The sequence below is a fragment of the Vibrio rarus genome (assembly GCF_024347075.1).
Lineage (GTDB): Bacteria > Pseudomonadota > Gammaproteobacteria > Enterobacterales > Vibrionaceae > Vibrio > Vibrio rarus.
This window is the reverse complement of the sequence record NZ_AP024900.1, coordinates 960,068-975,631: the sequence shown is the minus strand read 5'-3', so window position 1 is coordinate 975,631 and position 15,564 is coordinate 960,068. Positions and strand designations below refer to the sequence as shown.

11 protein-coding genes are annotated in these 15,564 nt (G+C 43.9%); 8 read left to right on the top strand and 3 right to left on the bottom strand.

Going from position 1 to position 15,564, the window contains the following annotated elements; translation table 11 throughout:
- Positions 1-288 precede the first annotated feature (288 nt).
- The 8 genes from kdgR (at position 289) to ltrA (ending at position 8,373) form a co-directional block, all read left to right on the top strand.
- Positions 289-1,089 (top strand): DNA-binding transcriptional regulator KdgR, encoded by an 801-nt coding sequence (gene kdgR, locus OCU56_RS04630; RefSeq protein WP_261874364.1) that lies wholly within the window; start codon positions 289-291, stop codon positions 1,087-1,089.
- 431 nt (positions 1,090-1,520) lie between these two features.
- Positions 1,521-2,342 (top strand): GNAT family N-acetyltransferase, encoded by an 822-nt coding sequence (locus tag OCU56_RS04625; protein WP_261874363.1) that lies wholly within the window; start codon positions 1,521-1,523, stop codon positions 2,340-2,342.
- Between the two features lie 111 nt (positions 2,343-2,453).
- Positions 2,454-3,299, top strand: a complete 846-nt coding sequence (locus OCU56_RS04620; RefSeq protein ID WP_261874362.1) for a helix-turn-helix domain-containing protein — start codon at positions 2,454-2,456, stop codon at positions 3,297-3,299.
- 77 nt (positions 3,300-3,376) lie between these two features.
- Positions 3,377-4,423: a ribosome small subunit-dependent GTPase A gene (gene rsgA, locus OCU56_RS04615; RefSeq protein WP_261874361.1), complete on the top strand. Its 1,047-nt coding sequence runs from the start codon at positions 3,377-3,379 to the stop codon at positions 4,421-4,423.
- Between the two features lie 354 nt (positions 4,424-4,777).
- Positions 4,778-5,701 (top strand): DMT family transporter, encoded by a 924-nt coding sequence (locus tag OCU56_RS04610; RefSeq protein ID WP_261874360.1) that lies wholly within the window; start codon positions 4,778-4,780, stop codon positions 5,699-5,701.
- A 12-nt stretch (positions 5,702-5,713) separates the two neighbouring features.
- The gene (locus tag OCU56_RS04605) at positions 5,714-6,238 is read left to right on the top strand and encodes a MerR family transcriptional regulator (protein ID WP_261874359.1); all 525 of its coding nucleotides are present in this window, start codon (positions 5,714-5,716) and stop codon (positions 6,236-6,238) included.
- Positions 6,239-6,522: 284 nt separating this feature from the next.
- Complete coding sequence (locus OCU56_RS04600) at positions 6,523-6,666, top strand: hypothetical protein (protein WP_261873930.1); 144 nt, start codon at positions 6,523-6,525, stop codon at positions 6,664-6,666.
- 234 nt (positions 6,667-6,900) lie between these two features.
- Complete coding sequence (gene ltrA / locus OCU56_RS04595) at positions 6,901-8,373, top strand: group II intron reverse transcriptase/maturase (RefSeq protein ID WP_261873931.1); 1,473 nt, start codon at positions 6,901-6,903, stop codon at positions 8,371-8,373.
- A 301-nt stretch (positions 8,374-8,674) separates the two neighbouring features.
- Here the strand turns inward: ltrA and fdhF are convergent, their stop codons facing one another.
- From fdhF to manD, 3 genes are all read right to left on the bottom strand, one after another.
- Entirely contained in the window at positions 8,675-12,874 is a 4,200-nt protein-coding gene (gene fdhF / locus OCU56_RS04590) for a formate dehydrogenase subunit alpha (protein ID WP_261874358.1), read from the bottom strand.
- A gap of 276 nt (positions 12,875-13,150) precedes the next feature.
- Positions 13,151-14,284: a Gfo/Idh/MocA family protein gene (locus OCU56_RS04585; RefSeq protein ID WP_261874357.1), complete on the bottom strand. Its 1,134-nt coding sequence runs from the start codon at positions 14,282-14,284 to the stop codon at positions 13,151-13,153.
- A 46-nt stretch (positions 14,285-14,330) separates the two neighbouring features.
- The gene (manD, locus tag OCU56_RS04580; protein WP_261874356.1) at positions 14,331-15,548 is read right to left on the bottom strand and encodes a D-mannonate dehydratase ManD; all 1,218 of its coding nucleotides are present in this window, start codon (positions 15,546-15,548) and stop codon (positions 14,331-14,333) included.
- Positions 15,549-15,564 lie beyond the last annotated feature (16 nt).

The window sequence follows — 15,564 nt, the reverse complement described above, 5'->3', positions numbered from 1 at the left end:
GGTATAAGTTTTAGTTAACCGTTGCTCACCTTGCATCGTACCAATCGTAGTAAGTAACAATCAGCCTAGCGGTTTTTACATATGATAACTGCGTGGAAATTTTTGGCTGTACTCTTGTTGAACATACAAAAACTCCGGCCTAGTATATATTTTTAAAACACCATTTCATACCTGAAACATAAAGAAACTTAAGCCGTTTTTAATTAATGGAATGGTTTTTTAAAATAACTGACTAGGATTGATTATCCCTGTATAATTTGCCAAAAATGCAATCATGAAAGGCGTAAAATGGAAAAATCAACGCAACCTGAAGCGGTCTCATCCGTACTTAAGGTATTCAATATTTTACAGGCTTTGTCTGAACAAAAAGAAATTGGTGTCTCCGAACTTTCACAACGCTTGATGATGTCTAAGGCCACGACCTATCGATTTTTACAGACGATGAAAATGCTAGGCTATATCTCTCAAGAAGGTGAAACGGACAAGTATGCGCTAACACTCAAGCTCTTTGAGTTAGGCGCTAAAGCACTAGAATACGTTGATCTCATTGATATCGCTGACAAAGAAATGCGTGAAATATCCAATCTCACTAATGAAACGGTGCATTTAGGTGCCCTTGATGAAAGTGCGATCATCTATTTGCATAAAATAGACTCTAGTTACAATCTACGTATGCATTCTCGTGTAGGGCGACGTAATCCTTTGTATAGCACTGCCATTGGTAAAGTATTGCTTTCTGGCAAAACACATGCCGAAGCCATGGAAACGTTACAACCAGTGGAGTTTATACAACACACCGACAAAACCCACCGTAATGCTCAGCAGTTAATGGCCGAAGTCCACACCGTCGCTTGCCAACATTATGGTGAAGATAACGAAGAACAAGAGCCTGGATTGCGCTGTATTGCTGCGCCAATTTATGATCGATTTGGACATATCATTGCGTCAGTTTCTGTCTCTTTTCCCACTATCCGCTTTGATATTGAACGCAAACCCGCATATGTAAAAATGCTACAAGATGCTGGACGTAATATTTCAGAAAAACTAGGCTACCATGACTACCCTGTTCCCAGTGAGAGCCAATCATAGCCGCTTCTTTACCTATCCTAACGAGAAGCTACCATCATAAAAAGCGCCCCAATTGAGCAAGGCATTGCAGTTTGGTGGTACTGATATTCAAAGGAACTCTTATAAAGAGTTCCTTTTTTCATTCGACTAACAATTTCAACAGTTATGGGGGGATTGGCAGCTCACTTCTGCCCCATTGTGTGTTGTACTGATAACAGAAGCCCATTACAAATCCTAATAAGAAAGCACATCTTGATGGGGCAATAGCCGCGCACCATGCTTACTTGAACTCCAAATTTAACTAAACATCCAATGATAGATTTGAACATTGTCGTTTTTGTTCAATCATAACGAGTTCGTATCCCATAAGATTTATGACATCCGAAAGCGAGACACTTCTTAGAGAATGGTGAAAAGCTTTCCTGCTTATCAAACAAATTAGGTAAAGAGTGATGTTAGAAATCAAACCAATCGAAAATCTAGTAGAAATCAGCACACTAAAGCAAGCATACTTTGCACAGTCTAGGTCACCACTTGATGGTATGTGGCACTTTGGATTTGTTCCCATGTCTACACACTTTGGTTTTTATGAACAAGAAAACCTGGTGGGTTATTGCTGTGTCAATGGCGAAGGCTACCTGTTGCAATTCTACCTGAGTGGTGATGCTAAAACCGATGCAAAAGAGCTTTTCACGCTTATCGCAGAACAGAATAGTTCCGTCATTGGCGCTGTAAATGGCGCATTTGTTAGCACAGCAGAGCCAATTTATTTGTCTCTTAGCCTTGATAATTCATCAGCAGTGACGGTTAACGCGTTAATGTACAAGCAAGCGAAGACGAGGAAGAATGGCTATAAAAAAGAGCTAGAACTAAAGCTAGCAGAGCCAGCGCAACTGGATCAGTTTGTAGAGTTTGCAGCAACGGCTATCGGTGCACCAGAGCAATGGCTTAGCGGCTATTTTTGCAACCTGATCGGCCGTAAAGAGCTATTTGGTTACTGGGACGAGGGCGAACTTCTTGCAACGGGTGAGTGCCGTCTGTTTGATGAATACCAAACGGAATATGCAGACTTAGGCATGATTGTCGCTCAATCACAACGTGGAAAAGGCATTGCCACTCAAGTGCTTAATTGGTTAGTTAACTCAGCCAACCAAAGAGGCTTAACGCCAATCTGTTCCACCGAAAATAGTAACATTGGGGCACAAAAAGCCATTAAACGTGCGGGTTTATCTTCTTCAAACCGTATCGTTCAGGTTGAATTTAACAAAAAATAACTCGTTATCCCTCTTACTTATTTTCAGTTGCCGCTGATAGGTAAGGGGGATTTTTGTTTGCGGCCATATAGCTTATAGTATTCTGAATCAATAAAACTAACGGAACGGGTTATGATCCATTGGCTACAGTTACCAAACTTATCTAGTGTTGCCCAATATGTTGAATGCTATTGGCTGATTGAAAAGTGCCCAGATTCTGAATCTTATCAATTTCCAAAGCTCAACCCTGATCCTTCTGCACATTTAATAATTTCACCTCAAAGCCAAGTTTATGCCTACAACCTTAATCCCGGCATGGTAAATGGAAAAGGCAGCCATTGGCTCTATCCTCACCGACAAACATTTGAATTAGATCACTCTAAGTCCTTTGTGCATCTTGGAATCAAGTTCCATGTTGGTGCTCTTTACTGCTTACCTGATTTTTCTGACAACCCGTTGGCCTTAGATGAAGTAGAGTCAGCAAAAGGCTCAAAATTGTTCAAGCAATTAAGCATAGATGAAAGCAGGCTGATTGAAGCGGCTCGAAATAACCCAAAACTGTGTGTTGAGCAGTTAGATACGATGCTGTCACCTTGGTTGGAACAATGCACCGAAGATCAGCACAGCAACACCACTCGCAGTGTGATTAAATATCTAGACAAGAGTGCGATATCAGAGCTGGGTGAAAAACTGTATTGCTCACAAAGAACTCTAGAAAGAAGTTTTCAACGCACCACAGGGCTTACACTTAAACAGTGCCAATCAATGAATCGTTTAGAGGCCATGTTAGAGTATCTATATCAACGTGGATCGAACGAACTGAATTGGGTAGAGGTTGCCTTTCAATTTGGCTTTAGTGATCAGCCTCATTTGATCCGATACCTAAAAAAACAACTTGGCTTTACTCCGAAAGCTTATGAGAAAGAGCGAGGGTTAACAATTGATATCTACGGTGGTGTCAGTTCAAATTTAGAGTAACGTTGTCGGAAATATTCAATCTTTATCGATGAGCTAACTCTATGATAAGCACATCATTAAAGATAAGAGCAAAGCCGATGAACAACCAAAATCCAACACTTCAACAACTTGGGTGGAAACCATTTTTTCAGCAACAGCTTAGCCTAGAAGATCTAACGGATTACCGGGTTGGTCGAGTGATTGAGCAACACCGTGATCGCGTTGTTGTGATGTCTGAACAAGGCCAACAAAGCCTAACGTTTACCGTCAATGATGATAGAGTGTGTGTTGGGGATTGGTTGTTATTTGATGAACAATTTAGGGTTCATCAAAACTTAGATCGACAATCTCTGTTTGAGCGTAAAGCACCGGGTTCCAAGGTTGAAACCCAGTTAATCGCCTCGAACATTGATACTGTCATGATTGTTTCATCATTGAATCACGACTTCAGTTTAAGCCGCATTGAGCGATACCTAATACTCGCTCGCGAAGCTATGGTAGAGCCAGTGATTCTCTTGACCAAGGCAGATCTTTGTGAAGATGCGGATGATAAGCTAGCACAAGTTCAACAACTCGACACCTTACTTGAAGTACACACTCTTAATGCATTAGATGAGCAGGATATTCAATCCATTGAACCTCATTGTCGTAACGGCCAGACGATTGCGTTTATAGGCTCTTCAGGGGTGGGTAAATCGACTCTTGTGAACAGCCTACTGGGTTTTGAGTCGATGCTAACGGGGGGAATACGCGAAGAGGACAGTAAAGGTCGTCATACTACTACTCACCGAGCTTTAAAAGTCATGCCAAATGGCGGCCTTTTAATGGATACGCCTGGAATGAGAGAGTTACAGCTGGGCAGCAGCGAGCAAGGGGTCAGTGAGACTTTTTCTGAAATTACCGAACTTGCTCAGAAGTGTCGCTTCTCTGATTGTTCTCATGGAAATGAGCCAGAGTGTGCGGTTCAGCGGGCATTAAAAGCAAGTGAAATAACCGAAAGACGTTTAAATAGCTATCAAAAGTTATTGAAAGAACAAGCGGTTAACGGTGCGACCTTGGCAGAAAAACGTTCTAAAGATAAGGCTCTAGGAAAGCTAATCAACAGCACCCAAAGTGCTTCGAAAAAGTTCAAGAAAGGCTATTAATTTGCATTTAAATAGCGTCCTAAACTTTGATGGTTTTAGGACGCTAGAAATTTAGAACATCACAGAGAGCATTTGTTATAGGAACTCTAATCAGTGACGTTTCATATAACAAAAAGTCTAAGAAGAATTTGTCCAAATCCTTGCAGACGGGGATACTCAACTCAGAATTGCCCCATTATAAGCCAGTGTGAAATAGAACCTGATCTCAAACGCTACTATTTGGCTTACTTTGCCTCATGCCGAGAGCGTTAACGTTGTTGCCAAATTAAATCATCGACATTGGTTGACCTGTCTACAGGTATCGAGTTTAGAATACATCTCTTGATAAAAACCTAAGCGAAAAGGCGTCATTCGATGTATCAGTTCCTTGTAAAAAATACCGTGCAGCACCCTAGAGTTTTGCAGTTATTTGATACTTTATCGCCAACATCTAAAGGTGTGACGTTAGCACTTATTTCAACAGCGTTGTTTACCATTGTGGGTGTGTTTGTCCGTAAATTGAGCGCAGACTACGATACGTTTCAGGTTCTTTTTTTTAGACAGCTCATTTTTATGTTGATGCTTGCTCCTGCAATCGTTAAGAATCTGGATATATTGCTTAAACCAAATAAAATTCCTCTCCACATACTGAGAATATTTGGCGCGTTTACTGCTCTGTACTTTGGGTTTATTACTGTCAGTAATATTCCTTTTGCTGATGCGACTGCCGTTAGTTTCTTGCAAGTGCTCTTTGTTGCCATTATTGCTCGCATTGCCCTTGGTGAGCAGGTCACAGGCTCTCGGATTTTTACCATCGTCGTTGGATTTATCGGGGTAATGATGGTTGTTCGACCTACGTTTGAAAATAGCCAGCTCATATTCATTCTTTCTGGTGTGCTGGCTTCGTTAGGCGCTGCTGTTGCGGTGATTTGTGTAAGAAAAGTGGCGCAAAGTGAACCCAAAATCACGTTAATGGCATATCAAGCACTTGCTATCGGATTTATTGCCTTGATACCGACTTTGTTTTTATGGCGCACACCAACGGTTGAAGATTTCATGTTGCTTCTCATGGTTGGCGTTATCTCGTCAATTGCTCAATACATTGGTATTTCCGCTTATAAATGGGCACAGGCAAACATCATTGCCAACGTTGAGTACGTGAAAATTATTTATTCTCTTATCATTGGTATGGTTATTTTTGCGGAAGTGCCCGATACATGGTCAATTATTGGTGCGTCAGTTATTCTTGCGAGTGCATTAAGCCCAATGATGTGGTCTCACTACAGTCGAAAAAAGTAAGAGGTAGGTACAATGCTGAGTATTAAACAGTTTTGTGAGCAATTAGAAGTGTCTCGAACGACAGTCCTTTATTATGAAAGACAGGGCTTGATTGAACCGACAAGCCGTACTTCCAGTGGCTACCGATTGTATGGTGAACGGGAACTTGAAAAGTTCAGATCGATTCTTGCGTATCGCTCTTACGGTATTCCTGTTGGTGAGATAAAAGGGTTGATACAACAATCTCATGGCAAAGACAGGGAAACGGTATTACGCCAACAGTTTTCAGCCTTAGATATAGAGATTAAAAAGCTACGTCAGCAACAACATTCAATCATGACTTTACTACAAGATCCTGAGCTACTGATTCAAGGGCAGTTAACTAAACAGCGTTGGACTGAGATACTGAGAGAGTCAGGCATGAATGATCAAGATATGCTTAATTGGCATAAACAATTTGAGAAGATGGAGCCATTAGGACACCTTAAATTTTTGCAGTCCCTAAATATCGAGGAAGAAGAAATAGAAAAAATAAGAATGCAGTCTCGGAAACCATGAGTTTAATTTTGATTCGCACGCTTTTCAATACTTGACGTTATCCGTCTATTGCTAAATTAGCGCATTCACTAACTCACAATTGTCCGTGCGACCTGAAGTCGTATGAAGCGTTGTTCACCGCTTTATGAGTGAACCGTCTGTATCACCAGATGAACCTACGAGCCTGAATAAAGCAGCGGCTCGGACAATGTAACGAAACTTGGCCGTCTGGCCGAGTGGGAAAAGAATCGTAAGAGGACGTTCCTCCTGAAAACCACAATTCGGGTAAGTGCTAGGTAGTCAGTATGATGAACGTATGTGAATCCATTCAAGGTGCGTTATGTGATGAAGCAGCGGAAGTGGTTAATACGCTGTGGCCAAAAGGCAATGAGAGTTGGAAAGAGGTTGGACAGTACTCTTTCGTGGTCGCTGTACTCTCCGCACTATAGTGGGCATCTAAACTGACATTTTACGTAACATACGGAACAGGGTAAGCCTGAATCACTCCCTTTGGGAAAGCCTTTGTGGCCGATAGTGATGCAGGTATAGGAGGTCGGAAAAAGCGAAAGCTACATTGTAATGATGTAGATACAGACCTGTGTCTGATCACAAAAGTGAGCCCACTTCCGACTGGTCTCCCATTGCGAGATAATTTGAAGAACTTTATTCAAGGAGAAAAGCAAATGATGATCTCGAAAGAGATTAGTGCATCTTCTGACGGCGCTCAATGGCAGTCCATCGATTGGAAATCCGTTGAAGCACACGTATTGAAGCTTCAAATGCGTATCGCAAAAGCAACGAGAGAAAAGAAATACGGTAAGGTGAAGTCCTTACAGTGGCTCTTGACTCATTCTCGCTCAGCCAAACTTGTTGCGGTTAAGCGAGTCTCTCAGAATAAAGGCAGTAAAACGCCTGGAATAGACGGTGTCACCTGGAACACAGATGCACGCCGTATGAAAGCAGTCAATCAACTGAGTCGCAAGGCTTACTCTGCAAAACCACTCAAACGTATCTACATTCCCAAAAAGAACGGCAAGCTCAGGCCATTGGGTATTCCATGCATGATTGATAGAGCGCAACAAGCCCTCCACCTTCTAGCACTAGAGCCTGTGTCCGAAACGTTTGCCGACCTCAATAGCTATGGTTTTAGGCCAAATCGCAGCACGGCTGACGCCGTCAGTCAGTGCTTCAAATGTTTGGCTCTAAAGCAATCAGCGAAATGGGTCCTTGAGGGAGATATTAAAGCTTGCTTCGACAAAATCGGGCATCAATGGCTTATGAACAATATCACGGTAGATAAACGTATGTTAGAGCAATGGTTAAAATCTGGCTATGTGGATAAGGGACTGTTCTACGATACCGATGAAGGTACACCTCAAGGTGGAATAATTTCTCCAACCTTGATGCTAATGACTCTCGCGGGGATAGAACAACAAATAAAATCTACAGCCCTGAAACAGGGGGCTAGAGCCAACTTTATCGGTTACGCGGATGATTTCGTGGTCACTTGCTCTTCAAAGGAAGTGCTAGTGAACGACATCAAACCGTTGATTGCTGACTTTTTGGCAGAAAGAGGGTTAACCCTCTCCGAAGAGAAAACGAAGATCACTCATATTGATGATGGCTTTGACTTTCTGGGCTTCAATCACAGGAAGTACAAAGGGAAATTACTCATTAAACCGAGCAAATCCAACACGCTGTTATTCTTGAGAAATCTACGTGAACTTATTAAAAAGCACGCAACCATCCCTGTTAACGATCTTATCAAGTTGATAAATCCGAAACTTAGAGGATGGGCGAACTACTATCGCCATTGTGTTGCTAAACAAGTATTCGGGTATGTCGGCCACAAACTATTCCAAGCGCTATGGCACTGGGCAGTTAGGCGTCATCCAACCAAGTCCAAAGACTGGGTTGTTCATAAGTATTTTCTTAATCGTAAAGGCCAGTGGCAATTTCACGGTTGGCAGAAAATTATGAACATGGACTGTCACTTAAATTTGTTCCAAATAGCTAAAGTGCCTATAGAGCGACACGTAAAAATCAGGAATGCAGCGACCCCTTTTGACCCTCAGTACCAAGAATACTTGGCTAAGAGAAAACCCAAAAGGCTAGCTCGTAACTCTTGGAAAGAGCCTGTCCCGACTGCGTTATAAGTTGCTGGGTATCAATGATGCCTTAGTGGAGGCTTGAGCCGTATGCAGTGAAAGTTGCACGTACGGTTCTTAGGGAGACGGCACTTGGTAACAAGTGTCGTCCACCCGACAATAACACGTTGGTTCTTTGTGCCAAAGGGTGAGAAATAAACAAATTGTTGCCCCAAAAATACGCCTCAATTAGCCTTAAGCGACTGTGCATTAAGGCGTTTGAGTGCGTTAGTTAGGTTGGAACAACAAGAAGGCGCAAAGCTCCCCAATTGGGGAGATCTTTACATTCATCGAAACTCATCACTGCAAGTTAATGAGTCGTCTGCTTTATTCGTTTCTCCACTTTCACCGCGGCTACCTTAAACTCAGGGATCTTCGAGTGAGGATCTTTGGCAGCATTGGTCAAGCGGTTCACCGGAGACTCAACAAAATGGAAAGGAATAAACACCACCCCTTTTTGCATACGTTTTGTCACAAAAGCGGCAATCTCTATTTGCCCGCGGCGTGTGGACACCACCAGCATATCCCCATTACCAATACCTAATGCCTCTGCATCACTAACACTGATCATCGCTCTAGGACCGGCTAGATTATCTAAGCCTTTGGTTTTGCGCGTCATAGTGCCAGTGTGGAACTGCTCTAATACGCGTCCTGTGGTTAATATTAATGGGTACTCGTCATCAGGAAGCTCTGCGGCATACCTAAATGGGATCGCCTCCATCTGCCCTCGCCCACGAGTAAATTGTTGCTGGTGCATAATTCGTGTGCCATCAGGGTTATTCTGATTACTTGGCCAATGCTTACCACTTGCGGGAATGGCGTCCCAACCAAGGCCAGCATATTGCGGAGTCACTCGGGTAATTTCATAAGTGATATCAGCCACGTTTTTATAACGCCATCCACCGCCCATGGCATTGGCAATATCTTGGATGATCACCCAGTCTTCACGTGCCTCACCCGGTGGGCGCACCACAGGGTTTAAACGCTGAACTCGACGCTCGGTATTGGTGAAATGGCCCGATTTTTCAGCAAATGAACAAGACGGTAGTACCACATCAGCATATTGCGCCGTTTCTGTCAGAAAGATATCTTGAACAACCATAAAATCTAACGCCTGCAACCCTTCCAACACATGCGCTTGGTTAGGATCACTTAATACGGGATTCTCACCCATGATATATAAACCGCGAACCTCTCGTTCACAGGCCGCATCAATGATTTCGGTAAGGGTTAATCCCGCTTCTCTGGGTAAATTAGGCGCATCCCACTCTATGGCAAATTTTTGATGAATAAGAGGGTTATATACTTTTTGATAACCAGGGAAATTATTAGGTAGCGCCCCCATATCACAAGCTCCCTGAACATTCGACTGACCACGTAACGGGTTAATTCCGCCCCCTTCAATGCCGATATTGCCACAAAGCAGTTGTAAGTTAGCGATAGAACGGACATTTTCGTGCCCCGTAGTGTGTTGAGTGATCCCCATAGCGTAATAGACGGCGGTGCGCTTGGCCGTACCTATTGTGCGCGCCATTGCGTACACGTCATCCCCTTTAATCCCTGTCACTAACTCTACTTTATCTAAGGCATAGCTAGGTGACATCACCTCTTGCAACAAGGTATCAAAACCATCCACACGCTCTTGGATATACTCCATGTCATACCAACCATTTTTAATGATTAGCTGCATAACACCATTGAGTAACATCACATCGGTGCCGGGCCTTTGTGCTAAATATAGCTCGGCATGATCCGCCAGTTCAATACGTTTAGGGTCTGCGACAATCAAACGAGCACCGTTATGACGTATGGCCTGTTTAATATGTGAAGCGATAATTGGGTGAGCGGCTGTGGTATCTGAACCTATCACAAACACCACATCTGAATGCTGAATACTTGGGATATCATTGGTCATGGCCCCACTGCCTAGCGACGCCTCCAAACCGGTAACGGTTGAGGCATGACAAAGACGAGCACAGTGGTCAACATTGTTGGTTCCCAACTCTCGGCGAATGAATTTTTGGAATGCGTAATTGTCTTCATTGGTGGTCTTAGCTGAGGAAAAACCAGCTAAAGCATCACCACCAAAGGTCTGTTTAATATGGCTAAATTTACTGGCTACCAACTCAATGGCTTCATCCCACGACGCTGGTTGTAACCAGCCATCCTTACGAATCAAAGGAGTGGTTAAACGAGCATCACTGTTAACAAAGTCAAAACCAAAGCGCCCTTTTACGCACAACATGCCTTCATTGACCGGGGAATCTCCCCCTTTAACGTAGCGAATCTCGTTTGCTTGCTCATCCACATGCATACTGACTTTACAACCTACACCACAATAGGTGCAGATGGTATCCACCACTTTCAAATGCTCGATACGTCCTTGAGCCTTGTCACGTCCATCCACAATGGCTCCCGTTGGGCAAGCCTGAACACACGCGCCACATTGAACGCACGCCGAGTCTCCCATTAAGGTGTGATGTTGACCAAAATTAGGGCGACATTCAGGTCGCGAGGCTGCACGGCCATCTTTATCGGTCATAAAGCTCAACACACCATGGACAGATTGCTCGCGACACGCTTGTACACACTGACCACAGCTAATACAGCGATTGGCATCAAATACAATAAATTCCGAGCTGTTGTCTACTGCAAATTTTTGTCTAGTATCCGTGGTACGAATGCGTTGCCATTCTTCATCGGACTGAACATTCACCACTCCATCAAAAGACTGCACTGCGGCATATTCGGTGGCGTAATCACGCAGATCACACTCAGTATTAGCCTGACACCCACACTCTAAACAACGAGCGGCCTCCGCCATGGCTTTAGCATTATCAAAGCCCAATTCCACTTCAGAAAAACTTTGCTCACGTTGCTCGCTCGTCAGCTCAGGCATAATGGAGCGCGCCACTTTCTGAATATGTTGTAAATGTATAGGGTCCACTTGCTGAACAGTTTTGCCTTTACGAGAATTAAACGCTGCCACGGGAATATTATCCATATCACCATCAAAGAAGCGGTCAATGGCTTGAGCGGCGATGCGACCATCAGCCACCGCTTCAATCGCTGTGGCTGGCCCGCGACGAAAATCACCAATGCTGAATACATTTCCTGTGCCTGTATGCATAGTATCTGGGTTAACGTCAGCGGTATTCCAACGTGTTAAAGGAATCGTCAATGACTCTCCTTCCATAAAGCTCAAATCTGGCTTTTGTGAGACAGCGGCAATCACAGTATCAAACGATTCCGTAAAAAATTCTCCGGTGGCTTGTGGGCTTCGACGACCCGAGGCATCAGCCGGCCCAAGGGCCATTTTTTCTAAACGAATGGACGCCACTCGTCCTTCACTTCCCGCAATGTTTTGTGCCGGATTGGTCAGGAAGTGAAACTTCACCCCTTCGTGCTCCGCTTCTTCTATTTCATAATCTTCCGCTGGCATTTCTGCGCGAGTACGACGATAAATAAGCGTCGTATCGGCTCCGTCACGTACCGCTGTGCGCGCACAATCTATGGCGGTATTGCCACCACCGATGACAGCCACTTTTTTACCCGTTAAGTAATTGCGCTCAGTGACATAATCTTTTAGGTAATCCACACCTAAATAACACCCATCCAGATCGCTGCCGGGGTAATTCATTGCCACGGCTTTTGATGCACCCACCGCCAAGCAAACGGCGTCATAACGGTCCGTTAACGAAGAGAGCGTAAAATCTTTGCCCAGCTTTTGATTACAGACGACTGACATGCCATTACGACACATCAATTCAATTTCTTTATCTAAAATATCTTTTGGTAAGCGATACTCAGGAATACCATATCGCAACCAGCCGCCTGCCTGTGGCATAGACTCAAATACCGTCACCTCATACCCTTCATTAGAAAGGTAATAGCCCGCAGTCAAACCGCCTGGGCCACTGCCAACAATAGCAATATGTTTATTTTTATCTTGTTTCTTCGTTGGGGTATACGCTTGTTGCGCTTCAAGATCCGCATCGGCGGCGTGACGCTTCAGTTGGCGAATGGCAATAGAGTCGTCCACTAATCCACGACGACATTCCGTTTCACAAAAGGCAGGACATACTCGGCCAATAGAGAGTGGCATAGGTAACGTGCGCTTGATAACCTCGATGGCTTTTTGATGATCGTTTTGCGCAATATGATGGAGGTATGATTGAATATCGACCCCAGCAGGACACGCCGTTTTGCACGGCGCTTCGCAATCAGCATAATGGTCCGTCATGATAGTGTTTAAAGCTTGGCGTCGATGCCCACTGAGCTGAGCTGATTGCGTCACAACATTAAGCCCGTCGTATACTTTCAGCTCACAAGCTCGTTGCATGCCTGCGTTTTCCACCTCTACAACACACAAGTCGCAAGGTACTTTTTCTCCGCTTTTATTGGCACCACAAAGGGATGGAATATCCACGCCACAGACATTTGCCGCTTCCAGTAGCGTCATGCCTGCTTCGGCAACACGATATTTCCCATCAATGACAATCTGAACCATTCGGACTCCTAACACTCACCCTGTCTTTCGGATTTTTATTATTTAATAAGAGTACCCATTCATATTGTATGGGTATAATTCATCTTACTATGAAAAGAGGGCTAATGACTATTTGTCATACAAACTATGTGACTGGTAGGAGGATCAAAAAGCGAGTCCGTACTCGCTCTTTTCTATTTATAGTGAGACATGGAAGCTAAACCCCTACAAATCAGGCAGTAATGCACAGCGACATTAGCGCTGCGCGTTTGCTGTAAAAATAGCGGTTTATTTTCATTAAAGAAGCTGGCTCACATCCACAAAACGATCATTTTTTCGGATAAGGTCGATAATCATCTGATAACGACAACCATCTTCAAATGTTTGGTATGCCTCTACTTTTTCTCCGTTAATATCTTTTACAAATTGCGAAGCGAGATGGGTCCAACTGCGTTGTGTAGGGCATTCTATATTCGGCAATTGTTGGGCAATTGATTGGGGTAACACTTTCTCTTGCCATTGCCCTTCTTGCCACACATACAAAGGCCCATCACCGTAGTGACCCTTGATGTAAATTGAGCCTTTGGTGCCATGAAACACGATATGATCTTCATTAAATCGAGGCACCAAGCCGCCGTGTTTAAATAAAACGGAAACCGGTTGCGATGCCGCTATTCGGCTCTCTAATTGTGCCAATACCGTATAGGACCATTCCACATCACAATCTCGCCATTGTAAATCAGGGTCATTGATATCTTGTGGAATGAAATTTCGACGCTGGGTAAAATTATGTACCCCTTCTACCACGGGGGCTTGTGGCATGTCATTGCGTACTTCACCGCTAATAGACAGAATCTTCTCTCCCACGACTGAGGTCACGATAGACAATAGGTGAGTAAAGTTATTGTTGAGTCGTCCACCCCCGGCTTCAATGCTGTGCGACCAACCAAATGGAATATTACGGTCTAAATTGAAGTGCGAAATACACTCCACTTCGGTCGGTTCACCAATAATACCATCTGCTACTAATTGCTTAGCGTGTATAATTTCTGGAAGGTATCTAAAACTTGAAGCAAAGGCGGTTTTAATGCCTCTTTGCTGAGCCAAACGATAAATGTCCAGCGCAGTTTCACCACTTTGCGTCAGCGGTTTATCACAGAAAATATGACAGCCAAACGCAATGGCCTGTTTGATGGCGTTCACATGGGCTCCCCCTGGGGTCGCAATTGAAACGGCATCCGGTTTACACACCTCAAGAGCTAATTCCCAATCGGTACCTGAATAGGCAATGTTAAGATCTTTGGCCACTTGCGTGACTACCGTTTCCGTGCGCCCCACAATACCGACCACTTCCGCTCCTGCATCTTGAAATGCTTTGGCATGCCCTTGACCGGCAAACCCTGTACCAAAGACTAAAACCTTTATACTCATGTTTTTTCTCCAATAATTTGTATGATAAATGCTCAAGATTTTACGTTTACCAATGCCACAAGGTGCCATCTTCTAAGCGACTGACCGGTAAATAGGAGCGTTTGTATTGGTATTTTTCCGCTTGCTGTTCATCAAATTCTACGCCCAACCCTGGGGCATCACTGACTAAAATCATGCCATTTTCGAGCTGCATGTCATGCTTAAAAATGGATTGGCACTCTTCGTTACCAAAGCCGACAAATTCTTGAATGCCAAAGTTATGAGTGGAGATATTAAGGTGCATATGCGCGGCAAAACAGATAGGAGACAGATCCGGCGCACCATGGGGCGCGGTACGAACATTATACACAGCTGCAAAGTCTGAGATTTTTTTCATGCCGGTGATGCCACCTGCGTGCGTTGCCGCAGTGCGAATATAATCAATCCACTGATTTTGCAGTAAATCTTTACAGTCCCAAATCGTATTATAGGTTTCACCCAACGCCAGTGGTGTGGTGGTGTGATGGCGAATTAACTTATAATTTTCTTGGTTCTCCGCAATACTTGCGTCCTCTAAGAACAATAAATTATACGGTTCTAACATTTTGCCTAATCTAGCCGATTCTATGGGAGTTAAGCGACTGTGCGTATCATGCAAAAATTCCACTTGATGACCAAAGCGTTGCTTGGCTTTTTCAAACAGTTCTGGCACCAATTGAAAATACTTAGCTGTTGACCACTCTTGCTCTGGTGGCAGAGGACGATTCCCTTGCAGTTCAAAGTAATCTTTTTTATCACCTAAGACACCATAGGTTTCAGATAAACCCGGAATAGCCGATTGCAGACGAACCGCTTTAAACCCTTGCTCAATACATTGCTGGGCTTTATCTAAGGTGTCTTCAATTGTTTCGCCATTAGCATGAGCATACAGTTTGACGCCCGTGCGGCATTTCCCCCCTAGTAATTGATAAACGGGTAATCCTGCCACTTTCCCTTTGATATCCCATAGTGCCATATCAATGGCGGCAATAGCGGCCATGGTAATGGGTCCGCGTCGCCAATAGACACCCATGTATAAATATTGCCAAATATCCTCAATCATGTGCGGGTCACGACCAATCAAACACGGCTTTACATGCTCTTCTAAATACGTCGCTACCGCCATTTCTCGACCGTTCACTGTGGCATCACCTAATCCGTACACCCCTTCATCGGTGATCACTTTAACCGTGACAAAATTTCTTCCTGGGTTGGTGACAAACACTTTAATATCTTGGATTTTCATTTTAATTGTCTCACTT

What these genes read in the sequence shown, in the direction of transcription:
- OCU56_RS04600 (WP_261873930.1), top strand. Translation starts at nt 6,523, where the DNA reads ATGATGAACGTATGTGAATCCATTCAAGGTGCGTTATGTGATGAAGCA.
- kdgR (WP_261874364.1), top strand. Translation starts at nt 289, where the DNA reads ATGGAAAAATCAACGCAACCTGAAGCGGTCTCATCCGTACTTAAGGTA.
- fdhF (WP_261874358.1), bottom strand. Translation starts at nt 12,874, where the DNA reads ATGGTTCAGATTGTCATTGATGGGAAATATCGTGTTGCCGAAGCAGGC.
- OCU56_RS04585 (WP_261874357.1), bottom strand. Translation starts at nt 14,284, where the DNA reads ATGAGTATAAAGGTTTTAGTCTTTGGTACAGGGTTTGCCGGTCAAGGG.
- manD (WP_261874356.1), bottom strand. Translation starts at nt 15,548, where the DNA reads ATGAAAATCCAAGATATTAAAGTGTTTGTCACCAACCCAGGAAGAAAT.
- rsgA (WP_261874361.1), top strand. Translation starts at nt 3,377, where the DNA reads ATGAACAACCAAAATCCAACACTTCAACAACTTGGGTGGAAACCATTT.
- OCU56_RS04605 (WP_261874359.1), top strand. Translation starts at nt 5,714, where the DNA reads ATGCTGAGTATTAAACAGTTTTGTGAGCAATTAGAAGTGTCTCGAACG.
- OCU56_RS04620 (WP_261874362.1), top strand. Translation starts at nt 2,454, where the DNA reads ATGATCCATTGGCTACAGTTACCAAACTTATCTAGTGTTGCCCAATAT.
- ltrA (WP_261873931.1), top strand. Translation starts at nt 6,901, where the DNA reads ATGATGATCTCGAAAGAGATTAGTGCATCTTCTGACGGCGCTCAATGG.
- OCU56_RS04625 (WP_261874363.1), top strand. Translation starts at nt 1,521, where the DNA reads ATGTTAGAAATCAAACCAATCGAAAATCTAGTAGAAATCAGCACACTA.
- OCU56_RS04610 (WP_261874360.1), top strand. Translation starts at nt 4,778, where the DNA reads ATGTATCAGTTCCTTGTAAAAAATACCGTGCAGCACCCTAGAGTTTTG.